Genomic DNA, 22,269 nt, shown 5'->3' on the forward strand with positions numbered 1-22,269 from the left:
AATAGTTTATACTATTGGAGAAATAAGTTCAATCTTCTTTTTAAAAATAAAAGCCATTGATTTTTTTAAAAAATATAATATAATTAAAGAGTAATCACGAACAAGCGTTCAAAAGATGAGGTGAATAAATTGAGTAAATTTGAGATAAAATCAAGCTTTAAGCCTACTGGTGATCAACCAGAGGCTATAAAGAAACTTTCCAATGGAATATTAAATGGAGCAAAATATCAAACTTTACTTGGAGTAACTGGTTCTGGAAAAACTTTTACTATGGCTAATATTATAGAAAAGGTTCAAAAACCTACATTAGTTATTGCTCACAATAAAACTTTAGCTTACCAATTAGCCAGTGAGTTTAAGGAATTTTTCCCAAACAATGCAGTAGAATATTTTGTAAGTTATTACGACTATTATCAACCAGAGGCATATGTTCCACAAACTGATACCTATATAGAAAAAGATGCATCTATAAATGATGAAATAGATAAATTAAGGCATTCAGCAACAGCTAGCTTATTTGAGAGAAGAGATGTAATAATAGTAGCTAGTGTATCTTGTATATATGGATTAGGAGATCCTATTGATTATGAAAATTTAGTGATTTCTCTAAGACCAGGTATGATAAAAGATAGAGATGAAATCATAAAAAAACTAGTTGATATTCAGTATGTAAGAAATGATATAAACTTTATAAGAGGCACTTTTAGGGTAAGAGGAGATACATTAGAAATTTTTCCTGCATCTTCTAGTGAAAATACTATAAGGGTAGAATTTTTTGGAGATGAAATTGATAGGATTGTAGAAATCAATCATCTTACAGGAGAGATAATAGGTCTTAGAAATCATATATCTATATTTCCAGCTTCTCACTTTGCTACATCATATGAAAAAATTGAAAAGGCAATAGTTAGAATTGAGAAAGAGCTAAAAGGAAGGCTAGAAGAACTTAGAAGTCAAGATAAGCTTTTAGAAGCTCAGAGATTAGAACAAAGAACTAGATATGATATTGAAATGCTTAAAGAAATGGGATATTGTCAAGGAATAGAAAATTACTCAAGACATTTAAGTGGAAGAGATAAAGGGAGCAAACCTTATACTCTTATAGATTATTTTCCAGAAGATTTTCTCATTATTGTAGATGAATCCCATGTGACTATTCCACAAATAAGGGGTATGTATAATGGAGATAGGTCTAGGAAAACTACTCTTGTAGAACATGGTTTTAGGCTTCCATCTGCATTAGATAACCGTCCTCTTAAATTTAATGAATTTGAAGATCATATAAATCAAATACTATTTTTAAGTGCTACTCCTGGACCTTATGAATTAGAACATTCAGAAGATGTAGTAGAACAGATTATACGTCCTACAGGACTTTTAGACCCAGAAATAGATGTAAGACCTACAGAAAACCAAATAGATAATTTAGTGAAGGAAATAAGGATTAGGGAAAAGAAAAAAGAGAGAGTATTGATAACTACTCTTACTAAGAAAATGGCAGAAGACTTAACTGATTATTTTAAAGAAATAGGTATAAAGGTAACTTATCTTCACTCAGATATAGATACAATAGAAAGAATGGAGATTATTCGAGATTTAAGGCTTGGAAAATATGATGTATTAATTGGAATAAATCTTTTGAGAGAGGGATTGGATTTACCTGAGGTTTCTTTAGTAGTAATTCTAGATGCAGATAAAGAAGGATTTTTAAGATCAGAGACGTCAATGGTACAGACTATAGGTAGAGCAGCAAGAAATTCTTCAGGAAGGGTAATAATGTATGCTGATACTATTACCAAATCTATGAAAAAAGCTATATATGAAACAAATAGAAGAAGAAAAATTCAAAGTGAATATAATGAGAAACATCATATAACTCCTAAAACTATTGTAAAAGGTATAAGAGGTGTAATAGAAGCTACAAAAGTTATTGAAGATGAAGAAGAATATGTAACTGAAAAGATATCGAAAGAAGAAATATTGGAGATAATAGAAGGATTAGAAACTGAGATGCTTAAAGAAGCAGAATCTTTAAATTTTGAAAAAGCTGCTGAATTAAGGGATAAAGTAAATGAATTAAAAAAGATGCTTTAGTTAAGAGGTGGTTTAATGTCTAAAGATAAAATAATAATAAAAGGAGCTAGGGAACATAATTTAAAAAATGTAGATTTACAGCTTCCTAGAAATAAATTTATAGTATTTACTGGTATTAGTGGTTCAGGTAAATCTTCATTAGCTTTTGATACTATATATGCAGAAGGGCAAAGAAGATATGTAGAAAGTCTTTCAGCCTATGCAAGACAGTTTTTAGGTCAAATGGAAAAGCCGGATTTAGACTATATTGAAGGACTTTCTCCAGCTATATCTATAGATCAAAAAACTACTAGTAAAAATCCTAGATCCACAGTAGGCACAGTAACGGAAATATACGATTATTTAAGACTTTTATTTGCTAGAATAGGAACTCCTTATTGTTATAAATGCGGAAGGGAAATAACTAGTCAAACTGTAGATCAAATGGTAGATAAGGTCCTTGAGTTAGAGGAAAGAACAAAGATTCAAGTACTTGCTCCTATTATAAGAGGTAAAAAAGGAGAACATCAGAAAATATTAGAATCCATAAAAAAAGAAGGTTTTATAAGAGTTATAGTAGATGGAGAAATGTATGAATTAACAGATGAAATAAAGCTTAATAAAAACAAAAAACATAATATTGAAGTAGTAGTAGATAGAATTATTGTAAAAGATGGTATAGAAGGAAGACTAGCAGATTCTATTGAAACAGCTTTAAAACTTTCAGATGGATTAGTAATTATAGATATTATAGATGGGGAACAAATGCTTTTTAGTCAAAACTTAGCTTGTCCAGATTGTGGAGTAGTTATAGAGGAACTTTCACCTAGAATGTTTTCATTTAATAGCCCATTTGGCATGTGTCCTACCTGTAATGGAATAGGTTATTATAAAGAAATAGATAAAGAATTAGTTATTCCAAATCCTTCTCTAAGTGTTAAAGAAGGAGGAATTGCTCCTTTTAGTACTTCAGCAGAAGATACCTATTATTATCAAGTTTTTAAAGCAATAGGAGATAAGAATAATTTTTCTATGGATGAGCCTTTGGAAAATGCACCTAAGAAGTTTTTAGATGAATTATTATATGGGACTAAGGATACTATAAGTTTTAAATTTAACAGTCATTATAGTGGTTATAGAAGCTATAGAGGAAGGTTTGAGGGAGTTATACCTAATTTAGAAAGAAGGTATAGAGAGACTAATTCAGATTATATGAGAGATAAAATAGATAAGTATATGACAGAAAATCCTTGTCCTAAATGTCATGGAAAAAGGCTTAAAGATGAAGTGTTGGCAGTAAGGATAAATGGGCTTAATATAGCAGAAGTTACAGATCTCTCTATAAAAGATTCATTAGATTTTTTTAAAAATTTAAAGTTGACAGAAAGACAAAAAATCATAGGTGATCAAGTATTGAAGGAAGTAAGGGAAAGGCTTCAGTTTTTACAGGATGTAGGATTAAATTATCTTACACTTTCAAGAACTGCTAGTACCCTTTCTGGTGGAGAATCTCAAAGAATAAGGTTAGCAACACAGATAGGCTCAAGTCTAGTTGGAGTTGTATATGTTTTAGATGAACCTAGTATAGGGCTACACCAACGAGATAATGCTAAATTACTTAAAACATTGAGAAATCTTACTGATTTAGGTAATACTCTTATAGTTGTAGAACATGATGAGGACACAATGTACAGTGCTGACTATATTGTAGATATAGGACCAGGTGCAGGAAGACATGGAGGTTATATTGTATCAAAGGGTACTATTGAAGATATAGAAAAGGATGAAAATTCTATTACTGGTCAATATCTTTCAGGGAAAAAGAAAATTGAAATTCCAGAAAAAAGAAGAGAATCTAATGGAAAATGGCTAGAGATTAAAGGAGCAAAGGAAAATAATCTTAAAGATATAGATGTAAAAATGCCATTGGGAGTATTCACATGTATTACAGGAGTTTCTGGTTCAGGAAAGAGTACTTTAATTAATGAAATACTTTATAAATCTCTTGCTCAGAAATTAAATAATGCAAAAACTAAACCTGGAAAACATAAAAAAATATTAGGACTTGAAAATCTAGATAAAGTTATAGAAATAGACCAATCTCCTATAGGAAGGACTCCTAGATCAAATCCAGCTACCTATACAGGAGTATTTGATCATATTAGAGATGTTTTTGCAATGACTCCAGAGGCAAAAATGAGAGGATATAAAAAGGGAAGGTTTAGTTTTAATGTAAAAGGTGGCAGATGTGAGGCTTGCAATGGAGATGGAATTATAAAGATAGAAATGCACTTTTTATCTGATGTATATGTACCATGTGAAGTTTGCAAGGGGAAAAGATATAATAGAGAAACATTGCAAGTAAAATATAAAGGTAAAACTATATCTGATGTATTAGATATGACAGTAGAAGAGGCATTAGAATTTTTTGAAAACATACCAAAAATCAAGAAAAAACTTCAAACATTAAAGGAAGTTGGGCTAGGGTATATTAAACTTGGGCAACCTTCAACTCAATTGTCAGGAGGAGAAGCTCAGAGGATTAAATTGGCTACAGAATTAAGCAAAAGAAGTACAGGAAAAACTTTATATATATTAGATGAACCTACTACAGGTCTTCATGTAGCAGATATTCATAAATTAATTAAAGTATTAGATAAACTAGTTGAAGGAGGAAATACAGTAATAGTTATTGAACATAATTTAGATGTTATAAAAACAGCAGATTATATTATAGATTTAGGACCTGAAGGCGGAGATGGTGGAGGAACTATAGTAGCCAAAGGTACTCCAGAGGAAGTATCAAAAGTGAAAGAATCTTATACAGGACAGTTTTTAAAGGATATAATAAATCATGTATAGGTTTTAAAATCCCCTTTCTTGTCTATACTCTCTTTAAAGGAGTGATGAGATGAGAAAGAGGATTTTTATTTTAATATTCCTTTTTTGTCTAATATTTTCATTATATACTATAGTATTTTCTCAGGGAGATTTGAAGAAAGTTGATAAAGTATTTGAAGATATTGTGCTAAAAGGAAATATGGGAAGTATAGATTTAAAAGAAGAGGCAATTTATTATAATAATAAATTATATGCACCTATTTCAAAAGTAGTGAATATTATGGGAGGACAAGGGTATTGGAATAAAGAAAAGACTGAAATTATTATAAAACCTTATAAAGACTTAGCCCAATATAATAGTGAAAAAGGAGAAATATTTGCATATGGAATTATAATGAGTATTAATTATGAAAATGGTAAAATAGAAATAGAACAATATTTAGATGAAAATACTAAAAAGATATCATCTAAATTCAAAGTAAGTGAGGATGCAGATATAGTCTTGAAAAGAAATGATAAAAAAATGAAATTAGATTTTTCAGATTTAAAAGCAGGGGAAGACATTGGTTTAATATTGGATAAAGATGAAAATATAAAAGCTATAATTTTAGAGAAATAATAAAAAGAAATGGTTCCTATTAATTAATAGAGACCATTTCTTTATATTATAGGTTAATTAACATCGAACTTTGATTCTGGTAGTATTTGCCCACCATCAACAGTAATAGTTTGACCAGTTATATACTTTGCCTCATCAGAAGCTAAGAATAACGTTGCATAGCCAATATCTTCTGGTTCACCAAGTTTCCCCATAGGTATAGAAGCTTCTTGGGCTTTAATATATTCTTCACCTAATTGAGAGCTCATGCCTTCTGTCATAATATTTCCAGGTTCTACTCCATTAACAGTTATATTATCTTTAGCTAATTCAATGGCAGCGGATTTTATAAATCCATTAACTCCACCTTTAGATGCAGCATAGTGAGTAAGTCCTGGATTTCCTACTTTATTTCCAGTTATAGAAGAGGTAATAACTATTCTTCCATATTTTTGTTTTTTCATATAAGGTAAACAAGCTTTAACAGTTAAAAATGTTCCTCTTAGATTTATATTATTTACAAGGTCCCAGTCTTCTATAGTCATATCTTCAAGTCTTTTTTCTGGAAATATTCCAGCATTATGACAAAGAACATCTATTTTTCCATACCGTTCAATACAAGTTTCTGCCATTTTGTTCATATCCTTTTCTTTGCTAACATCACCAATAAAGTAAGAAGCTTCTCCACCTTTTTCTTTAATTTCTTCGACAGCTTTTTTGGCAGTTTCTTCACTACGAACAACTATTAGAATTTTTCCGCCTTCCTTGGCAAATACATTAGAGATACCTTTACCTATTCCCTTAGCTCCTCCAGTTATAATAACTACTTTGTCTTCCATTCTTTTTGCCATTAGAAAACACCTCCAAATAATATACAATTTCTGTGTACATTCATATTATACATAATAACTTATATTGTCAAATAAAAAACGTTAAAAACATGACTAAATAACTATGTTTTGATGCAAGTGGAGAATGGACCAGTTATGTCCTATATTATACAAAGTAACGATTCATATCATTTAGATCAAGTCTTAAATAAGAATATAAAAAGCAGGTAAAACTTAGTTTTACCTGCTTTTTAATTTATATTTTTAAAATTTAGCAAAAAATTACATACATATAATTTGCTAATACTCCCGCAATTAAACCACCTATAAAATGTACTAGCATTGATTTACCAATAAGTTTACGAGCACCAATAGCATCCATTTGACCAACTTGTACACTTAAGAAACCTGCCCAACAAATACCCATTGCAGAAAACACAGCTATATCATGAGCATTCATAAGACCCTTTTCTAACAATCCTTTAGCCATACCCATTGCTGCTCCTACTGCTCCCAAAGATGTAATAGGAAGGGCTAAAGCTTCAGTACTCTTGAAGCCAAATAAAGGGTCAAGTATGAAGGAGATTTTTTCTCCCAGTTTAGGAAGAAGTCCTATACCTTCTCCAGCAACACCTTCATATACAGGTACACCATTTACTACATCACTGGGACCAAAAGTTAAAATCATAACTATAGTGCATACAATAAGGACACCAGGGATTATACTCAATCCAAGTTCGACTCCATTTTTTCCACCTTCAAGCATAGAATCTAAAACACGTTGTCCAATACTACCTTCACGAACTTTTCTATATTTAAATGCATTTTCATCAGCTGATTTAATATTTTCATCATTTTCTTTGTATTCTTTTTTTGCAATATAAAGAATTGCTCTTATACTAAAAATACCTCCAAGTATTGCAGCTATATTTCCTATGATTATAGCTGGAATATATTCATTACCTAAACCAAGACAGTAACTAGTAACTATTAAGCCCATACCAAAAGTATTGGCAAGATTTATAAGAGCCACACTTTCAGATTTTGTGAAGTATTTTGTAAATTCTTTATCTTTAATAAGGGATAATATAGCAGGATTGTCAGATAAATAAGTTGTTACAGCACCAAGGGATGCAGCTCCAGGTAAGCCAAATAAAGGTCGCATAATAGGGGATATAATTTTATTAATAAGTGCTATAACGCCAAACTCTGACATCAGTCCAGCAGCACCTCCAGCTAAAACTGCTACAGCCATTATATACAATGTTGTATTAAGTACTAAATCGTGAGCTGTTTTCATCATAACGCTAAACATAATACCTATACCCATTTTATTTGCTAAATAAGTGAACATAGCGAGAGTAACTCCCATAAATACAAAAGTTTCGATGGAAATAGCTTTTTTAAGATTTTTATTTACCTTTGTACTTTCATTTTTTATATTTTTTATTTTTTCTACATTTTCCATTTAATAAACACACCTCCTGAGGATAAAATTTTCATTAAACTTATAATTACATGAATAAAGCTTATAAATAAGATAACAATGATATCTAGTTATCATCCTCCTTAAAGGTTAGTTAAATATCAAACAAACAATAGCAAAAAAACATATCTTTATGTAGGAAAAGGTTCATCTACTTTTTAAAAGGCCTTTATATTATTTATTACAATTTCATTATACTATTTATATAAATGAAAATCAATTCATTTTTGAAGAATTTTTTAAAACAAATTAAAAACAAATAAAATAAAAAAATTAATGATATATGGACAAAAAAACTGGATAGTAGTATAATGAACATAAATTAACAAGTGAACAATCCCTATAACATTTGAAAAATACAAATAAAATCATTAATGCATTTATTTATAACAGTTTTATGTTTTACATAAATGAAAAGATATTCATTATAATAAACTTATAGGAGGATAAAATAATTTTTATTACAATGAAATAAGTTTAAGTAGAATAAAAGAGGTGAGACTATATTTATGGACATAGGAGCTAGGATCAGGGAGCTTAGAAATGATAAAAAAATAACGTTGAGAGAATTGAGTGAAAAAACTAAATTGTCCACAGGGTATTTATCACAACTAGAAAGAGGGTTGACAACTATAGCTACAGATTCTTTAGAAGATATTGCAATAGCGTTAGGGGCAGATTTAAGTTATTTTTTTGTGCCAACTGAATCTAAAAATGATATAGTGATTCGCAGCTATGAAAAGTCTGTATTTCAGATAGAATCAGATAAATTTATTCACTATAATCTTTCAGGGAATACTGAAGATAAACACATGCTTCCTAAAATAGTATTAATCATGCCTGGATGTAATAGAAATAAAGAAGAGCTTAAAGAATTTAGACACAAAGGAGAAGAATTCCTATATGTATTAAAAGGAATATTAACTGTTTTTATTGACAAAGAGAAATATGAACTTCATGAAGGAGATAGTATTCATTTTGATTCTGCTATTGCTCACAATTGGTGTAATGGTGCAAATAATGTTGTAAAAGTCTTAGTGATAGGTACTCCAAATCCCTTTATGATAAAAAAGATGAAGAAAAATAAATTTAATATATAAAAATTTTAAAAAAGAGGTGTTAGAAATGTTGTATTTAAATGAAAAAGATATAAATAAATGCATATCTTTAAATGAAATTATGAATGAAATAGAAAAGGCATATAAAATTTATGAAGAAAATAAATTTCATATGCCTGATAGAATTCATGTAGATCATAAAAATAAAACGATTTTATATATGCCTTGCTTTTTAGAAGATACATTTGGAACAAAGGTACTTACGGTTTTTCCGGAAAATAGGGAAAAAAGTAAACCGGTGATAGATGGGCTTATGTTATTAAATGACTATGATACTGGAGAGACTGTTTCTATTTTAGATGGGAAAACATTAACAGCTCTTAGGACAGGGGCAGTAGGGGGTACTGGCATTCGATATACTACACCCAAAGATGTAAAAGTCGTAGGACTTGTAGGAGCAGGAGTGCAAGGATTTAATCAATTAAGATTTGCCTGTGAAGCAAGAGATATAGAAAAAATTATAATATTTGATTTATTTAAAGAAAAACTTCCAGCTTATATTGGAGAGTTGAAAACAGAAATTCCAGGCGTTGAAATGGTTTCAGCAGAAACTACGGAAGAACTTTTAAAAGAATCAGAAATAATTATAACTACTACTACAGCCAATGAGCCAGTATTTCCTAATAAGAAAGACCTTTTTGAGGGGAAACATTTTATAGGAATTGGTTCATATAAGCCTTATATGAGAGAATACCCAGATGCACTTATTTCTGTTCTAAATAAAGTTTATATAGATACAGAGTTTGCAAAAGAAGAAACTGGTGATCTTTCCCAGCCAATTGAGAAAGGACTATTGAAAGATAGTCAAATTGAAACTTTTGGAGATTATCTTTTGAATGAAAGGAATAAGGAGGAGATAGTAAAAGGTACTACTTGGTTTAAATCTGTAGGGATGGCTTTATTTGATATAGTTGTAGCCCAACTTATATATGAAAAAGCAAAAGAGAAGGGAATTGGACAGAGAGTTGAAGCTTAATAAAATTTGGCAATAATTTTATTTAAAATAAATTAAAAAGGAGATGTTAAATATGATGCGTTTTAAGCATTACATCAATTGTATTGACGCACATACTGGTGGAGAACCTCTCAGAATCATTACATCAGGTCTTCCTCCTATTGAAGGAGATACAATCCTTGAAAAAAGGGAATATATGCTTAAATACTATGATGGTTTAAGAAAAATGATGATGTTAGAGCCTAGAGGTCATAGTGGAATGTATGGGTGTATTATTGTTCCTGCTGTAACGGAAGATGGAGATTTTGGTGTACTTTTCACACATAATGAAGGATTAAGTTCTATGTGTGGACATGGAATAATTGCAGTAACTAAAGTTGCTATTGAGACAGGCATGATTCCTGCAGAGAATGGAATTAAAATTGTAAAAATAGATTCTCCTGCTGGAAGAATAACAGCTTATGCAGATATAAAAGATGGTGAAGTAGAAAAAGTAAGATTTCAAAATGTTCCATGTTTTGTATATGAAGAGAATGTAAAAGTGAGCATAGATGGTATAGGAGAAGTAACTGGAGAAGTAGTATATTGTGGAGCTTTTTATGTATATCTTGATGTAAATGAAGTAGGTTTAAAGGTGAATCCTGAAAACGCAGAAGAACTTGTAAGAATAGGTATGGAAATAAAGAATAAAGTAGCGGCAAGTATGGAATTTAATCATCCAACTTCAGGTGTAAATTGGCTTTATGGAACTATATTCTATAAACCTTTAAAAAGGGAAGACAATAAACTTCATACAAAAAATATATGTATCTTTGCAGAAGGACAAATAGATAGATCTCCTACTGGTACTGGAACAGGCGGAAGAGTAGCATTGCATTATAGTAAAGGTGAAATGAAAAAAGGAGATATACTTATAAATAATAGTGTTATAGATACTACTATGGAGGCAAAGATTATTGAGGATACTAAGGTTGGAGAGTATGATGCAGTAATAACTGAAGTTTCAGGTACAGCATATATAGCGGGCTTTAATCAATTAGTCCTTGATCCAAAGGATCCACTACCAGAAGGTTTCAGAATTTCAGGTAGCTAAAATAATAAAGTAAAAACCCCTGATAAATTATTCTCAGGGATTTTTACTTTATTAAAAAGCATAAAAATATAATTTCAAATATATGAAATAAATATTTACGTAAATTTAAAAGAATATACAACGATAACTCTGTATTATGCAAGTTTTTAGAAACCACACGGAAACTAATTCAATATTTTAGAAAGTGATTTATTTTTATAATAATTAAAATAAATTTAGTAATACTTAAAAAAGCCCTAGACATTTTCAAAATTATAGAGTATAATCAAGTTAAAAACATATCAAACTAATACCGTTTTGAATAAATGGAGTTTTGGTTTAGATAAAGAATCTAAAAAAGATAGGATGAATTGTATATAATAATATGACAGGTAAGTTTTCATAAAATAAAATATAGTAAGGAAGGGAAAACGGTATGAATAGTGTAGGAAAAAAAATTAAAGAATTAAGAACAGGAAATAAAATGACTTTAAAAGAATTAAGTGAGAAAACTGGTTTTTCTATTGGCTTTTTATCTCAACTAGAAAGAGGATTGACAACTATAGCAATAGATTCCTTAGATACGATAGCAAAAGAACTTCATGTAGATATATCATATTTTTTATCACCACCCAAGGAACAGAAACAAATAGTGCTTCGCAGTTATGAACAAGAAGTATATCAGATAGTAAACAATCATATATTTTATAATCTTACAAACCATATTAGTGAAAGAGAATTACTTCCAAGACTTATACATATTCTTCCAATGGAAAAATTAGAAAGTATAAAAACATATAGTCATGAGGGAGAAGAATTTGTTTATGTTCTTGAGGGAATATTAACTTTGGTATTAAATGATGAAGAATATAGTCTTTATCCAGGAGATAGTGCTCATTATAGTTCAATGAAAGTTCATAACTGGGCAAATTATACAAACAAAGTTGTTAAGTTTATTGCAGTAAATATTCCTAATACTCTTAAGGAGTAATAATGAAGAGGTGTTATGTCTATGAAGGGAACAATTGTAAATATACAAAAATATTCTATACATGATGGTCCTGGAATAAGAACCACAGTATTTTTTAAAGGTTGTCCTTTGAAATGTTGGTGGTGCCATAATCCAGAAAGTCAAAGTACTAAAAATCAAATAATGTTTTTTCAAAATAGGTGTACTGGATGTGGAATATGTGTAAAGAGATGTCCAGAGGGAGCTATTACTATAAAAAATATGTATCCAGTAGTAGACAAAAATAAATGTACTTTATGTGGAAATTGTACAGATTTCTGTTTTAATGAAGCAAGAGAGTATGTTGGACAAGAAATAAGTGTTGAAGACCTAATTAAAGAAGTTCAAAAAGATGAAATATTTTATGAGGAATCAGGAGGAGGAGTTACTTTTTCTGGCGGAGAACCTCTTTTACAAGTTGACTTTCTTAGTGAGGCCTTAGATTTATGTAATAAGAAACATATCCATACAGCTATAGATACTTCAGGCTATGCAAAATGGGAAGATGTAGAGAAAGTAGCTGATAAAGCAGATTTGTTTTTGTATGATTTAAAACTTATTGATGATGAAAAACATAAAAAATATATAGGAGTTTCTAATAAATTAATTCTCGAAAATCTTCAAAAATTATCATCATTGGGAAAAAGAATTTTTGTAAGAATGCCAATAATATTAGGAATTAATGATGATAATGGACATATTGATGAAAGTATAAAGTTTATAAATACTTTAAATAACATAGAACAGGTTAATTTAATTCCCTATCATAGTATGGGAATGGATAAATATGAAAGGTTGGAAATGAAGTACAAGCTTTCAGGTAAAGAAAAACCTGCTGACGAAAAAATGGAAGAATTAAAAGGAAAGTTTGAAAAAGCAAAAATAAAAGTAAAGATAGGGGGCTAATAAAATGATGACGGAAAGAGTTAAAAAATTAAGAGAACAAAGTCTTAATGCAGTTCCTTATATTTCAATGGAAAGAGCAAAAATAGTTGATGAAGTATATAAAAAATATGAAGGTGCAGTTCCAACACCAGTATTGAGAGCACTTGCACTTAAAGAAATTATGTCAAAGAAAAAACTTTGCATCAATGATGGAGAACTTATAGTTGGAGAAAGGGGAGAAGCACCAGTTGCAACTCCAACATATCCTGAACTATGTTGTCATACAATAGAAGATTTTGAAATAATGGACAAACGTGAAAAAATATCCTTTAAAGTTAATGAAGAAGCTAAAAATATTCAAAGAGAAGAAATAATACCCTATTGGAAAAAAAGATCTATGAGGTATCATATTCTTGAGAATATGACTGAAGAATGGAAAGAATGTTATGCAGCAGGAATATTTACTGAATTTATGGAACAAAGAGGTCCAGGCCATACAGTAGCAGATGGTAAAATATATAAAAAAGGATTTTTAGATTTTAAAAAAGATATAGAAGAGGCTATAGAAAATCTTGACTTTTTAAATGATGATAAAGCTCTTGATAAGAAAAATCAGCTTGAAGCCATGGGTATTGCATGTGATGCTATAATAATATTAGGAAAAAGATATTCAGAATATGCTAAAGAACTTGCAGAAAAAGAAGAAAATACTGAGAGGAAAAAAGAACTTCTTGAAATATCAGAAGTTTGCAGTTGGGTACCTGCTCATGCTCCAAGAACTTTCAGAGAAGCTCTTCAAATGTATTGGTTTGTTCATCTTTGTGTAATTACAGAGCTTAATCCATGGGATTCATTTAATCCGGGTAGACTTGATCAACATCTTTATCCATATTATAAAAAAGAAGTAGAAGCTGGAACATTAACAGAAGAAAAAGCTAAAGAATACTTACAATGTTTCTGGGTTAAATTTAATAATCAGCCAGCGCCTCCAAAAGTAGGAGTTACACTTAAAGAAAGTGGGACATATACAGACTTTGCCAATATAAATAGCGGTGGATTAAAAACAGATGGTTCTGATGGAGTCAATGATGTAAGTTATATAGTACTTGATGTCATAGATGAAATGAAATTATTGCAACCAAGTTCAAATGTACAAATAAGCAAGAAAACGCCTCAAAAATTCTTAAAAAAAGCATTGAAGATTGTAAGGAAGGGATGGGGACAGCCATCATTGTTCAATACAGATGCAATAATTCAAGAAATGCTTAGAGCTGGAAAGACAGTAGAAGATGCAAGAGATGGTGGAACTAGTGGGTGTGTTGAAACAGGAGCTTTTGGTAAAGAAGCTTATATATTGACAGGGTATTTTAATCTTCCTAAAATACTTGAAATTACATTAAATAATGGTCTTGATCCTGAAACAGGAAAGAAATTAGGAATAGAAACAGGAAATCCAACTGAATTTAAAACATATGAAGAATTATTTAAGGCATATAAAAAACAAATTAAACATTTCATAGATATTAAGGTAAGAGGAAATAGAGTTATAGAAAGACTATATGCAACAAAAATGCCTGTACCTTTTCTTTCGGTAATAATAGATGACTGTATCAAAGAAGGAAAAGATTACAATGCAGGAGGAGCAAGATACAATACAAGTTATATCCAAGGAGTTGGAATAGGAAATATTACTGATGCTTTAGCTTCAATAAAATACAATGTATTTGATAAGAAAAAATTAACTATGGGAGAATTATTAGCTGCAGTAAAAGATAATTTTGAAGGGCATGAAGATATATTACATCTTGTTAAAAACAAGACTCCTAAATATGGAAATGATGATGATTATGCTGATGAAATAATGAAAGATGTATTTAATGCATATTATAATGAAGTAACAGGACGTCCAAATGGAAAATGTGGAGTTCATAGAATCAATATGCTTCCTACTACATGTCATGTTTATTTTGGTTCAGTGATTGGAGCAACTCCAGATGGAAGGAAGGCTAATACACCTTTAGCAGATGGTATTTCTCCATCAAAGGGAGCAGATAAAAATGGTCCTACAGGAGTTATAAAATCAGCGGCAAAAATGGATCATGTAATAACAGGAGGAACTTTGCTAAATCAAAAATTCACACCTTCTGTTGTTCAAGGAGAAGAGGGATTGGATAGTTTAGCTCATCTTGTTCGTTCATATTTTAAAATGGATGGACATCATATACAATTTAATATAATAAGTAAAGAAACTTTAATTGAAGCACAAAATAATCCAGAAGAGTATAAGAATTTAATTGTTAGAGTTGCTGGTTATAGTGACTATTTTGGGAACCTTGACAAAGCACTTCAAGATGAGATAATAGCTAGAACAGAACAAACTTTCTAAGAAAGTGGAGAGAAGAATAAACATTTTGTTTATTCTTCTCTATTTATTAAATTTTTCACTTAAAATATAAAATAATAGTTTAAGAAATGCAATTTATTTTGTGACTTAAGTTAGGAGTATTTTTAATAATATTATAAAAAAATTGGTTAGGAGGTTAGCTATGAGTAAAAAATTAGGATTTATAGGAAATGGAAACATGGGTAGAGCAATGATGGGTGGAATAATAAATGCAGATGTTTTTGCACCAGAAAATATTATAGTTTCAGATATTCATGAAGAAGGTCTCAAAGCAGTAAAAGAAGAATATGGTGTAAATATATCACTAAATAATAAAGATGTTGCAAAATTTTCAGATATTATAATACTTTCAGTAAAACCAAATCTTTATCCACTTATAATATCAGGGATAAAAGATGATGTAAAAGAAGATGTTATTATAGTAACTATTGCTGCAGGAAGAAAGATTGAAGATACAGAAAAAGAATTTAGAAGAAAAATAAAAGTAGTAAGAGTTATGCCTAATACTCCAGCACTTGTGGGAGAAGGGATGTCTGCAATATGTCCAAGTGAGGCAGTTACAAGAGAAGAACTAAAAGAGATAATAGATATATTTGAAAGCTTTGGAAAGGCAGAAGTAGTAGCTGAAAATCTTATGGATGCAGTAACTTCTGTTAGTGGTTCCTCACCTGCATATGTGTATATTTTCATTGAAGCTATGGCTGATGCAGCTGTACTTGATGGAATACCAAGAGATAAGGCATATACTATGGCTGCACAAGCAGTACTTGGTTCAGCTAAAATGGTACTAGAAACAGGAATGCATCCAGGAGCATTAAAAGATATGGTTTCTTCTCCAGGAGGTACAACAATTGAAGCAGTAGCAACTCTTGAAGAGAAAGGATTTAGAAATGCTGTCATATCAGCTATGAGAGCTTGCACTAAAAAATCTAAAGAAATGTCAAAATAGTATATGCATACTTAATATTAATTCTCCTTATATTTATATAACATAGGGAGAATTAATATTATAAATTTATTAAAATTAGTACATATTTAGTCTTATTTATGTTATTATTTTAACATCTATATTAAATAAAATTTAAAAATATCAAAGGGAGGTTAGATGATGAAAAATATATATTTAATAGTTATAGTATCCTATTTATTAGGAATATCAATATATGGTTGGTATTTAAATAGAAAACATATTGAAACTAGTGATGATTTTGTTACAGGTGGCAGAAGTTTTCCCCTTCCAATATTAATTGGTACTTTATTAGCTACTTGGATGGGAAGTGGAATGGTCACTGGTACTGCAAATTTTATTTATACCTATGGACCTGTCGCAGGTCTAATTCATCTTATAGGAGAGCCTTTAGGGTTGCTACTTGTTGCATTATTTTTAGCTAAACGTGCAAGGGAAAAAACATCATATACAATTCCAGAACTAATTGAGAGAAAGTTTGGACCAGTAGCAAGGGTTATATTAGCTATATGTATAATTCTTTCCTATGTTGGAATAGTATCATACCAATTTGAAGCAGGAGGATATATATTAAATATCACAACTGGAATGGGTGTTAAAGCAGGTACATTATTAAGTGCGGTAATTATTATATTTTTATCAGTAGTAGGTGGTTTGGTTTCTGTTGCTTATACAGATGCTATAGGAACATTAATAATATTTTCTGCAATGATAATAGGACTTCCAATTGCTATTGCACAAGCAGGAGGGCTATCTGGAATGATTTCAGCTATTCCAGCAGAACAACTTTCTCTTACAGGAAAGTTAAGCGGTGTTCAACTATTGGGATATACTCTTCCCACTATATTTTTAGTTTTAGGAGAACAAAATTTATATCAACGTTTTGGCTCAGCTAAAAATGCTGAAGAATCTAGAAAATCAGGTATAGGGTTATTTTGGCTTGGACTCCTATTAGATATTTTGATACTAGGTCTAGTAACTCCAGCTATAATACTATATCCTAATTTAAAAAATCCTGATACAGCATTTTTTCAAGTGGCAATGGGACTTCCTGAAATAGTGGGAGCTTTCATGTTGGCTAGTTCAGTTGCATTATTTATAACCACTGCAGATTCATATTTATTGTCTGCTGGAACTAATATAACTTATGATTTTTGGGCAAGATTTATCAATAAAAATGCATCTGATAAAGAAAAGTTAATTGTTACTAGGGTCTCGATAGTTGTATTAGGTATATTGGCATTAATAATAGGTAAATTTTTTCCTTCAATATTAAGTATGCAGATGTATGCTTATTCAATATATGGTGCTGCAATAACTCCAGCTTTCTTAGCTTGCCTATTTTGGGATAAAGCAACTAAAGCAGGAGGACTTACCTCTATTATAGTTGGTGCATCTACAGTACTTATTTGGGAAATAGTTTTAAAAAACCCAATGGATTTAAATAGTATTGTAATAGCAGGCCCATTATCCATAGTATGCCTTGTTGTAGTTAGCTTATTGACACAAAATAGGGCAAGAGAAGTTTAAAATAAAAAGAATAGTTAGTCTAAATTTTTGAAGCTATGATATAATGGATTTAATCATTTTATTGTAGGAAGGTGAAGAAATGAATGTAAATAATAAAATTTCAAAATTAAGAAAACTTATGGATGAAAAAGGGATAGATGCATATATAATACCTACATATGATGCTCATCAAAGTGAATATGTAGGAGAACATTGGCAGTCAAGAGTATGGATATCAGGATTTACAGGTTCGGCAGGTACTGTGGTTGTGACTAAGGATGAAGCGGGCTTATGGACTGATGGCAGATATTTTATACAAGCAGAAAACCAATTAAAGGGTAGTGAAATAAAATTATTTAAAATGGGCATACCTGGATATCCGACTTATATAGAATGGATTAAAGACAATTTAGAAAAAGGTGAAACATTAGGATTTGATGGAAAAGTATTTCCACAATCAGATGTAGAAAGTATGTCAGAAGAACTTTCTAATAAAGGTATAAAATTTGTTGAAGAATATGATTTAATAGATGAAATATGGACAGATAGACCTGAATTGCCAATGGATGAAATATTTATTCATGATGCAAAATACACAGGTAAAACTCCAGAAGAAAAATTAGAAGATGTAAGAAAGGAAATGAAAAAGCTAGAAGTAGAATATTATATATTAGGAAGCCTTGATGATATAGCTTGGGTTTATAATGTTAGAGGTAAAGATGTAAAATATAATCCTGTAGTTACTTCATATGCTTTTATTTCAATGGATAAGGCTTATTTATTTATTCACAAAACTAAAGTGCCAGAAGAAGTAGAAGAATTTTTAAATGAAAATGGCATAGAAATTAGAGAATATGAAGAAGTAAGAAATTATGTTGAAAATATAGAAAAAGGAAGTAGAGTATTCATAGATCCAAGTAAGGTAAATAGATGGTTATATAATGGAATACCTAAAGAATGTAAGGTAGTTGGAGGAACAAATATAACAACTAATCTTAAGGCAATAAAAAACTCTGTAGAAATAAAAAATTTAAAAAATTCTTATGTGAAAGATGGAGTAGCATTAGTCAAGTTCCTATACTGGTTAGATAAAAATTTAGGAAAGACTACAATATCAGAGATTTCTGTAGCAGATAAATTAGAAGAATTTAGAAGTGAACAAGAAGATTTTGTAGAACCTAGCTTTGCTACTATAGCTGCATACAAGGATCATGCACCTATGATGCATTATAGTGCTACAGAAGATTCAGATTATACTTTAGAAAAAGAGGGTATGCTTCTAATTGATTCTGGTGGGCAATATCTTGATGGAACTACAGATATTACTAGAACTATAATATTAGGACCTATAACAGAAGAAGAAAAGAAAGATTTTACTTTAACTTTAAAAGGACATATTAATTTAATAAAAGCTAGATTTTTATATGGGGCAACAGGCTCAAATTTAGATGTTCTTGCTAGATTTCCATTGTGGCAAGAGGGAATTGACTATAAATGTGGAACTGGTCATGGAGTAGGATTTTTCTTAAATGTTCATGAAGGACCTCATAGGTTTGCTCCAATTCCTAATAAAGTAAGATTAGAAGAAGGCATGGTAATAACTATAGAGCCAGGAGTATATAAAGAAGGAAAGCATGGAATAAGGATAGAAAATGATATAGTAGTAAGAAAAGATATAGTTACTGAATCAGGTCAGTTTATGAAATTTGAAACTATATCTTATTGTCCAATAGATTTAGAAGGCGTAGATGTAGAGTTACTTGATGAAGACGAAAGACAGTGGTTAAACAATTATCATAGTGAAGTATATGAAAAATTATCTCCATATCTAAATGAAGATGAAAAAGAATGGTTGAAAAATGAAACTAGGAATATATAAATAATACTATAAAAACACTCTCTTTGGTGATTCTAACCAAAGAAGAGTGTTTTTATTTTTGACTAATAAAAAGATAAATAATGTTTAAAATAACATACAAGTGGTATATATACAATAGAATAGATTGTAATGATTACAAAGTTGAATTAAATTTAATTTTGTGTAAAATTTTTAAAATATAAAGGAGGCTTTTTAATGGATATTGGAATTGGATTAGATAAAAAAGGTAGGGAAGAAATTTCAAAAGTTTTAAATAAATATTTAGCAAATTTAAATGTATTGTACACAAAACTACACAATTATCATTGGAATGTAGAAGGAAATGAATTTTTCCAGATACATGAAGAAATGGAAGGACTATATGATGAAACAGCAGAAGAAATAGATGAAGTAGCAGAGAGAATTCTTACTCTTGGCTTTAGACCAGCTGCATCTATGAAGGAATATCTTGAGATAGCCGAATTGGAAGAAGTAGAAAGTAAAGGTATTAGAGGAAAGGATATAGTAAAGAATTTACTCAATGATTTTTCAATTTTAATCGATGAATTAAGAAAAGGAATTAAAATAGCAGAAGAATATGAAGATGAAGTGTCTATTGATTTAATGGTAGGTTCTTTAGAAAGTTTAGAAAAAACTTCTTGGATGTTCCGTGCATATTTAAGTTAAAAAAATGCTCTTTTCTGTCTTATTCATGGCAGAAAAGAGCATTTTTTCATATTGGTAGTTTATTCATTTAATTAGGAACTTTTTCTTTTTCATCAACTACATCATAAAATAATTCATTGCTATAGCGTATCATTCCGTACCTTTGTCCTTGCATTTCAGCAAGTATTTTTAGTTCCTTGCCAGATATTTCAACAGGCTCCTTTTCTATTTGCTTCTTTTTTTTATCTCGTATTATGCAGTTATAAATAGTATCGTCTTTTAGCTCTTTAACCTCTATTTCCAAATGTCGTAGCTTTTTAGAAAACAACACATTTCACCCCCTGTTTATATTTACTCCATTGCCTATATATTATCATATTATAGAATTAATTTAAGTTGTTATTCATAATATTAAGAAAAATATTGAGATAAAAAAGAGCTAGTTAACTAGCTCTCTTAAAACCTTGGAAACACAGTTATAGGAAAAACCTCTCCTTTGAAGATATCCTCCTAATTTTCTATATATTGCATTTTTATCATCTTTTTTATAAGACTTAATTTTCTTAGATGCTAGTTCCATAGCTCTTTCAAATTCATCATCTGAATATTTTTTTACTACCTCAGATGCTATTTCTTCATCTACTCCTTTATTGCATAATTCATATTTTATTCTATAGGTTCCTAATTTTTTAAGCCTTATTTTTTCCTCAGCATAAATTTCCGCAAATCGTCTATCATCAATAAATTCATATTTTTTTAAATAATTTAATGTCTCATTAATTATTTCTTCATCGAACCCTTTTTTTGTCATTCTATCTTCAATTTCCTTCTCAGTTCTCCATCTAGATGATAAAAATTTCAGTGCATAATTATTTGCATTATTTTGTTCTTCAGATTTTAATACATCATTAATATATGTTTCATCTATTTCCATACCTTTCTTCAAGTTGTATTTATATGCTATTTCTAAATCTAGTCCAAATGCAAACTCATTATCTATGTATATATTAACCCTATCTTTATTTTGTTGAGATGTAATTTTTGTGATTTTCATAAAAAATCCTTTCGTAAATCAAAATTTTTAAAGCGTATTGATATATATATAATATCATGAAATATCATTTCGGTCGAAATTGTTTGTTATTAAACAATTTTTGGGGTATAGGATATATAATGTAATTTCATTTTAATTAAAGCTTTAAGTATGATATAATTTTCATTGTTAGCTTAATTTATATAAAAATAAAAGCCTAAAAAGTTTATTTTATTTGATTAGGGAGAAAGATAATATGAAAAAGGATAAGATTATATTTTTTATCATAAGTACTGTATTAGGCGTATTGATTGGTTTTCAATTTAATACTGTAGATAGTGTTAGAGAAGCTAATATAACTCCTGGTAAAGAAGGAGAAAAGCTAATATCAGAAATTGATAAAATCAATGAAGAAAAAGAAAATTTGCAAGAAGAAATAAAAGAACGGAGTAAAGTATTAAAAAAATATGAAAAAAATATTATGGATAAGAAAACAAAAGGGTTAATAGATGAAGTTGAAAAATATAAAATGTTATGTGGATATGAAGAAGTAGAAGGACCTGGCATTATAATTGATATCAATGATTTACATGATGATTCTTTATATTATTCTGATGATCAAGTATTAATAGAGAAGAAGGAATTATTAACTTTTATTGTCAATATTTTGAGAATGGCAGGTTCAGAAGCAATTTCAATCAACGATTTGAGGATTACAGCCTATACGGAAATAGAAGTAGCAGGAAGGCATTTTGAGATAAATGGAATGTCTACTAATACCCCATTCTCAATAAAAGTAATTGGAAATCAAAATGATTTATATAAAATAAGTGAAACATTAACTGATGATGAATATTTTGATATAAAAATCAAGAAGATGAACAATATTACTGTACCAAAATTTAATAAAGTAATTGAATTCAAAGATGCAGAACCAATAATAGAAGGAACAAAATAAAAAGCGT

18 protein-coding genes are annotated in these 22,269 nt (G+C 29.7%); 14 read left to right on the forward strand and 4 right to left on the reverse strand.

The features are described from left to right. Window positions 1-129: 129 nt before the first annotated feature. From uvrB to NSA23_RS07275, 3 genes are all read left to right on the forward strand, one after another. Window positions 130-2,094 (forward strand): excinuclease ABC subunit UvrB, encoded by a 1,965-nt coding sequence (uvrB, locus tag NSA23_RS07265; protein WP_042683054.1) that lies wholly within the window; start codon window positions 130-132, stop codon window positions 2,092-2,094. A gap of 15 nt (window positions 2,095-2,109) precedes the next feature. Further along, window positions 2,110-4,935, forward strand: a complete 2,826-nt coding sequence (gene uvrA, locus NSA23_RS07270) for an excinuclease ABC subunit UvrA (protein ID WP_042683053.1) — start codon at window positions 2,110-2,112, stop codon at window positions 4,933-4,935. A 130-nt stretch (window positions 4,936-5,065) separates the two neighbouring features. After that, entirely contained in the window at window positions 5,066-5,533 is a 468-nt protein-coding gene (locus tag NSA23_RS07275) for a hypothetical protein (RefSeq protein WP_257490364.1), read from the forward strand. A gap of 53 nt (window positions 5,534-5,586) precedes the next feature. Here the strand turns inward: NSA23_RS07275 and fabG are convergent, their stop codons facing one another. Further along, window positions 5,587-6,363, reverse strand: coding sequence for a 3-oxoacyl-ACP reductase FabG (fabG, locus tag NSA23_RS07280; RefSeq protein ID WP_042683051.1), 777 nt, complete (start codon window positions 6,361-6,363; stop codon window positions 5,587-5,589). 250 nt (window positions 6,364-6,613) lie between these two features. After that, window positions 6,614-7,810 carry a CD0519/CD1768 family membrane protein gene (locus tag NSA23_RS07285; RefSeq protein WP_222704812.1) on the reverse strand — a complete coding sequence of 399 codons (1,197 nt, stop codon included), beginning with the start codon at window positions 7,808-7,810 and terminating at the stop codon, window positions 6,614-6,616. Between the two features lie 527 nt (window positions 7,811-8,337). On the opposite strand from NSA23_RS07285, the gene NSA23_RS07290 reads away from it, so the two are divergent. From NSA23_RS07290 to NSA23_RS07335, 10 genes are all read left to right on the forward strand, one after another. Further along, window positions 8,338-8,928, forward strand: coding sequence for a helix-turn-helix domain-containing protein (locus tag NSA23_RS07290; protein WP_042683050.1), 591 nt, complete (start codon window positions 8,338-8,340; stop codon window positions 8,926-8,928). Window positions 8,929-8,953: 25 nt separating this feature from the next. Beyond that, a complete protein-coding gene (locus tag NSA23_RS07295; RefSeq protein ID WP_042683049.1) occupies window positions 8,954-9,922 on the forward strand; it encodes an ornithine cyclodeaminase family protein in 969 nt (322 codons plus the stop codon). A 52-nt stretch (window positions 9,923-9,974) separates the two neighbouring features. Continuing rightward, window positions 9,975-10,994, forward strand: a complete 1,020-nt coding sequence (locus NSA23_RS07300; RefSeq protein WP_222704811.1) for a proline racemase family protein — start codon at window positions 9,975-9,977, stop codon at window positions 10,992-10,994. Between the two features lie 415 nt (window positions 10,995-11,409). Further along, window positions 11,410-11,964: a helix-turn-helix domain-containing protein gene (locus tag NSA23_RS07305; protein WP_042683048.1), complete on the forward strand. Its 555-nt coding sequence runs from the start codon at window positions 11,410-11,412 to the stop codon at window positions 11,962-11,964. A 21-nt stretch (window positions 11,965-11,985) separates the two neighbouring features. Continuing rightward, window positions 11,986-12,888, forward strand: a complete 903-nt coding sequence (locus NSA23_RS07310; RefSeq protein WP_042683047.1) for a trans-4-hydroxy-L-proline dehydratase activase — start codon at window positions 11,986-11,988, stop codon at window positions 12,886-12,888. A 4-nt stretch (window positions 12,889-12,892) separates the two neighbouring features. Then, on the forward strand, window positions 12,893-15,253 hold the full coding sequence (hypD, locus tag NSA23_RS07315) for a trans-4-hydroxy-L-proline dehydratase (RefSeq protein WP_042683046.1): 2,361 nt from the start codon (window positions 12,893-12,895) through the stop codon (window positions 15,251-15,253). A gap of 160 nt (window positions 15,254-15,413) precedes the next feature. After that, the gene (proC, locus tag NSA23_RS07320) at window positions 15,414-16,220 is read left to right on the forward strand and encodes a pyrroline-5-carboxylate reductase (protein WP_042683045.1); all 807 of its coding nucleotides are present in this window, start codon (window positions 15,414-15,416) and stop codon (window positions 16,218-16,220) included. A gap of 159 nt (window positions 16,221-16,379) precedes the next feature. Continuing rightward, the gene (locus tag NSA23_RS07325; RefSeq protein WP_042683044.1) at window positions 16,380-17,768 is read left to right on the forward strand and encodes a sodium:solute symporter family protein; all 1,389 of its coding nucleotides are present in this window, start codon (window positions 16,380-16,382) and stop codon (window positions 17,766-17,768) included. Window positions 17,769-17,847: 79 nt separating this feature from the next. Then, window positions 17,848-19,626, forward strand: coding sequence for an aminopeptidase P family protein (locus NSA23_RS07330; RefSeq protein ID WP_042683043.1), 1,779 nt, complete (start codon window positions 17,848-17,850; stop codon window positions 19,624-19,626). Window positions 19,627-19,821: 195 nt separating this feature from the next. Then, a complete protein-coding gene (locus tag NSA23_RS07335; protein WP_042683042.1) occupies window positions 19,822-20,292 on the forward strand; it encodes a Dps family protein in 471 nt (156 codons plus the stop codon). Between the two features lie 67 nt (window positions 20,293-20,359). Here the strand turns inward: NSA23_RS07335 and NSA23_RS07340 are convergent, their stop codons facing one another. Further along, window positions 20,360-20,602, reverse strand: coding sequence for a hypothetical protein (locus NSA23_RS07340; protein WP_042683041.1), 243 nt, complete (start codon window positions 20,600-20,602; stop codon window positions 20,360-20,362). Window positions 20,603-20,710: 108 nt separating this feature from the next. Further along, window positions 20,711-21,325, reverse strand: coding sequence for a regulatory protein RecX (locus NSA23_RS07345; protein ID WP_042683040.1), 615 nt, complete (start codon window positions 21,323-21,325; stop codon window positions 20,711-20,713). A 235-nt stretch (window positions 21,326-21,560) separates the two neighbouring features. Here NSA23_RS07345 and NSA23_RS07350 point away from each other — a divergent pair, with 235 nt between their 5' ends. Further along, window positions 21,561-22,262 carry a DUF881 domain-containing protein gene (locus NSA23_RS07350; protein ID WP_042683039.1) on the forward strand — a complete coding sequence of 234 codons (702 nt, stop codon included), beginning with the start codon at window positions 21,561-21,563 and terminating at the stop codon, window positions 22,260-22,262. The last annotated feature ends 7 nt before the right edge of the window (window positions 22,263-22,269 follow it).

The sequence above is a fragment of the Anaerosalibacter massiliensis genome, assembly GCF_024623155.1.
Classification (GTDB): domain Bacteria; phylum Bacillota; class Clostridia; order Tissierellales; family Sporanaerobacteraceae; genus Anaerosalibacter; species Anaerosalibacter massiliensis.

What these genes read in the sequence shown, in the direction of transcription:
- uvrA (WP_042683053.1), top strand. Translation starts at nt 2,110, where the DNA reads ATGTCTAAAGATAAAATAATAATAAAAGGAGCTAGGGAACATAATTTA.
- fabG (WP_042683051.1), bottom strand. Translation starts at nt 6,363, where the DNA reads ATGGCAAAAAGAATGGAAGACAAAGTAGTTATTATAACTGGAGGAGCT.
- NSA23_RS07285 (WP_222704812.1), bottom strand. Translation starts at nt 7,810, where the DNA reads ATGGAAAATGTAGAAAAAATAAAAAATATAAAAAATGAAAGTACAAAG.
- NSA23_RS07290 (WP_042683050.1), top strand. Translation starts at nt 8,338, where the DNA reads ATGGACATAGGAGCTAGGATCAGGGAGCTTAGAAATGATAAAAAAATA.
- NSA23_RS07295 (WP_042683049.1), top strand. Translation starts at nt 8,954, where the DNA reads ATGTTGTATTTAAATGAAAAAGATATAAATAAATGCATATCTTTAAAT.
- NSA23_RS07300 (WP_222704811.1), top strand. Translation starts at nt 9,975, where the DNA reads ATGATGCGTTTTAAGCATTACATCAATTGTATTGACGCACATACTGGT.
- NSA23_RS07305 (WP_042683048.1), top strand. Translation starts at nt 11,410, where the DNA reads ATGAATAGTGTAGGAAAAAAAATTAAAGAATTAAGAACAGGAAATAAA.
- NSA23_RS07310 (WP_042683047.1), top strand. Translation starts at nt 11,986, where the DNA reads ATGAAGGGAACAATTGTAAATATACAAAAATATTCTATACATGATGGT.
- hypD (WP_042683046.1), top strand. Translation starts at nt 12,893, where the DNA reads ATGATGACGGAAAGAGTTAAAAAATTAAGAGAACAAAGTCTTAATGCA.
- proC (WP_042683045.1), top strand. Translation starts at nt 15,414, where the DNA reads ATGAGTAAAAAATTAGGATTTATAGGAAATGGAAACATGGGTAGAGCA.
- NSA23_RS07325 (WP_042683044.1), top strand. Translation starts at nt 16,380, where the DNA reads ATGAAAAATATATATTTAATAGTTATAGTATCCTATTTATTAGGAATA.
- NSA23_RS07330 (WP_042683043.1), top strand. Translation starts at nt 17,848, where the DNA reads ATGAATGTAAATAATAAAATTTCAAAATTAAGAAAACTTATGGATGAA.
- NSA23_RS07335 (WP_042683042.1), top strand. Translation starts at nt 19,822, where the DNA reads ATGGATATTGGAATTGGATTAGATAAAAAAGGTAGGGAAGAAATTTCA.
- NSA23_RS07345 (WP_042683040.1), bottom strand. Translation starts at nt 21,325, where the DNA reads ATGAAAATCACAAAAATTACATCTCAACAAAATAAAGATAGGGTTAAT.
- NSA23_RS07350 (WP_042683039.1), top strand. Translation starts at nt 21,561, where the DNA reads ATGAAAAAGGATAAGATTATATTTTTTATCATAAGTACTGTATTAGGC.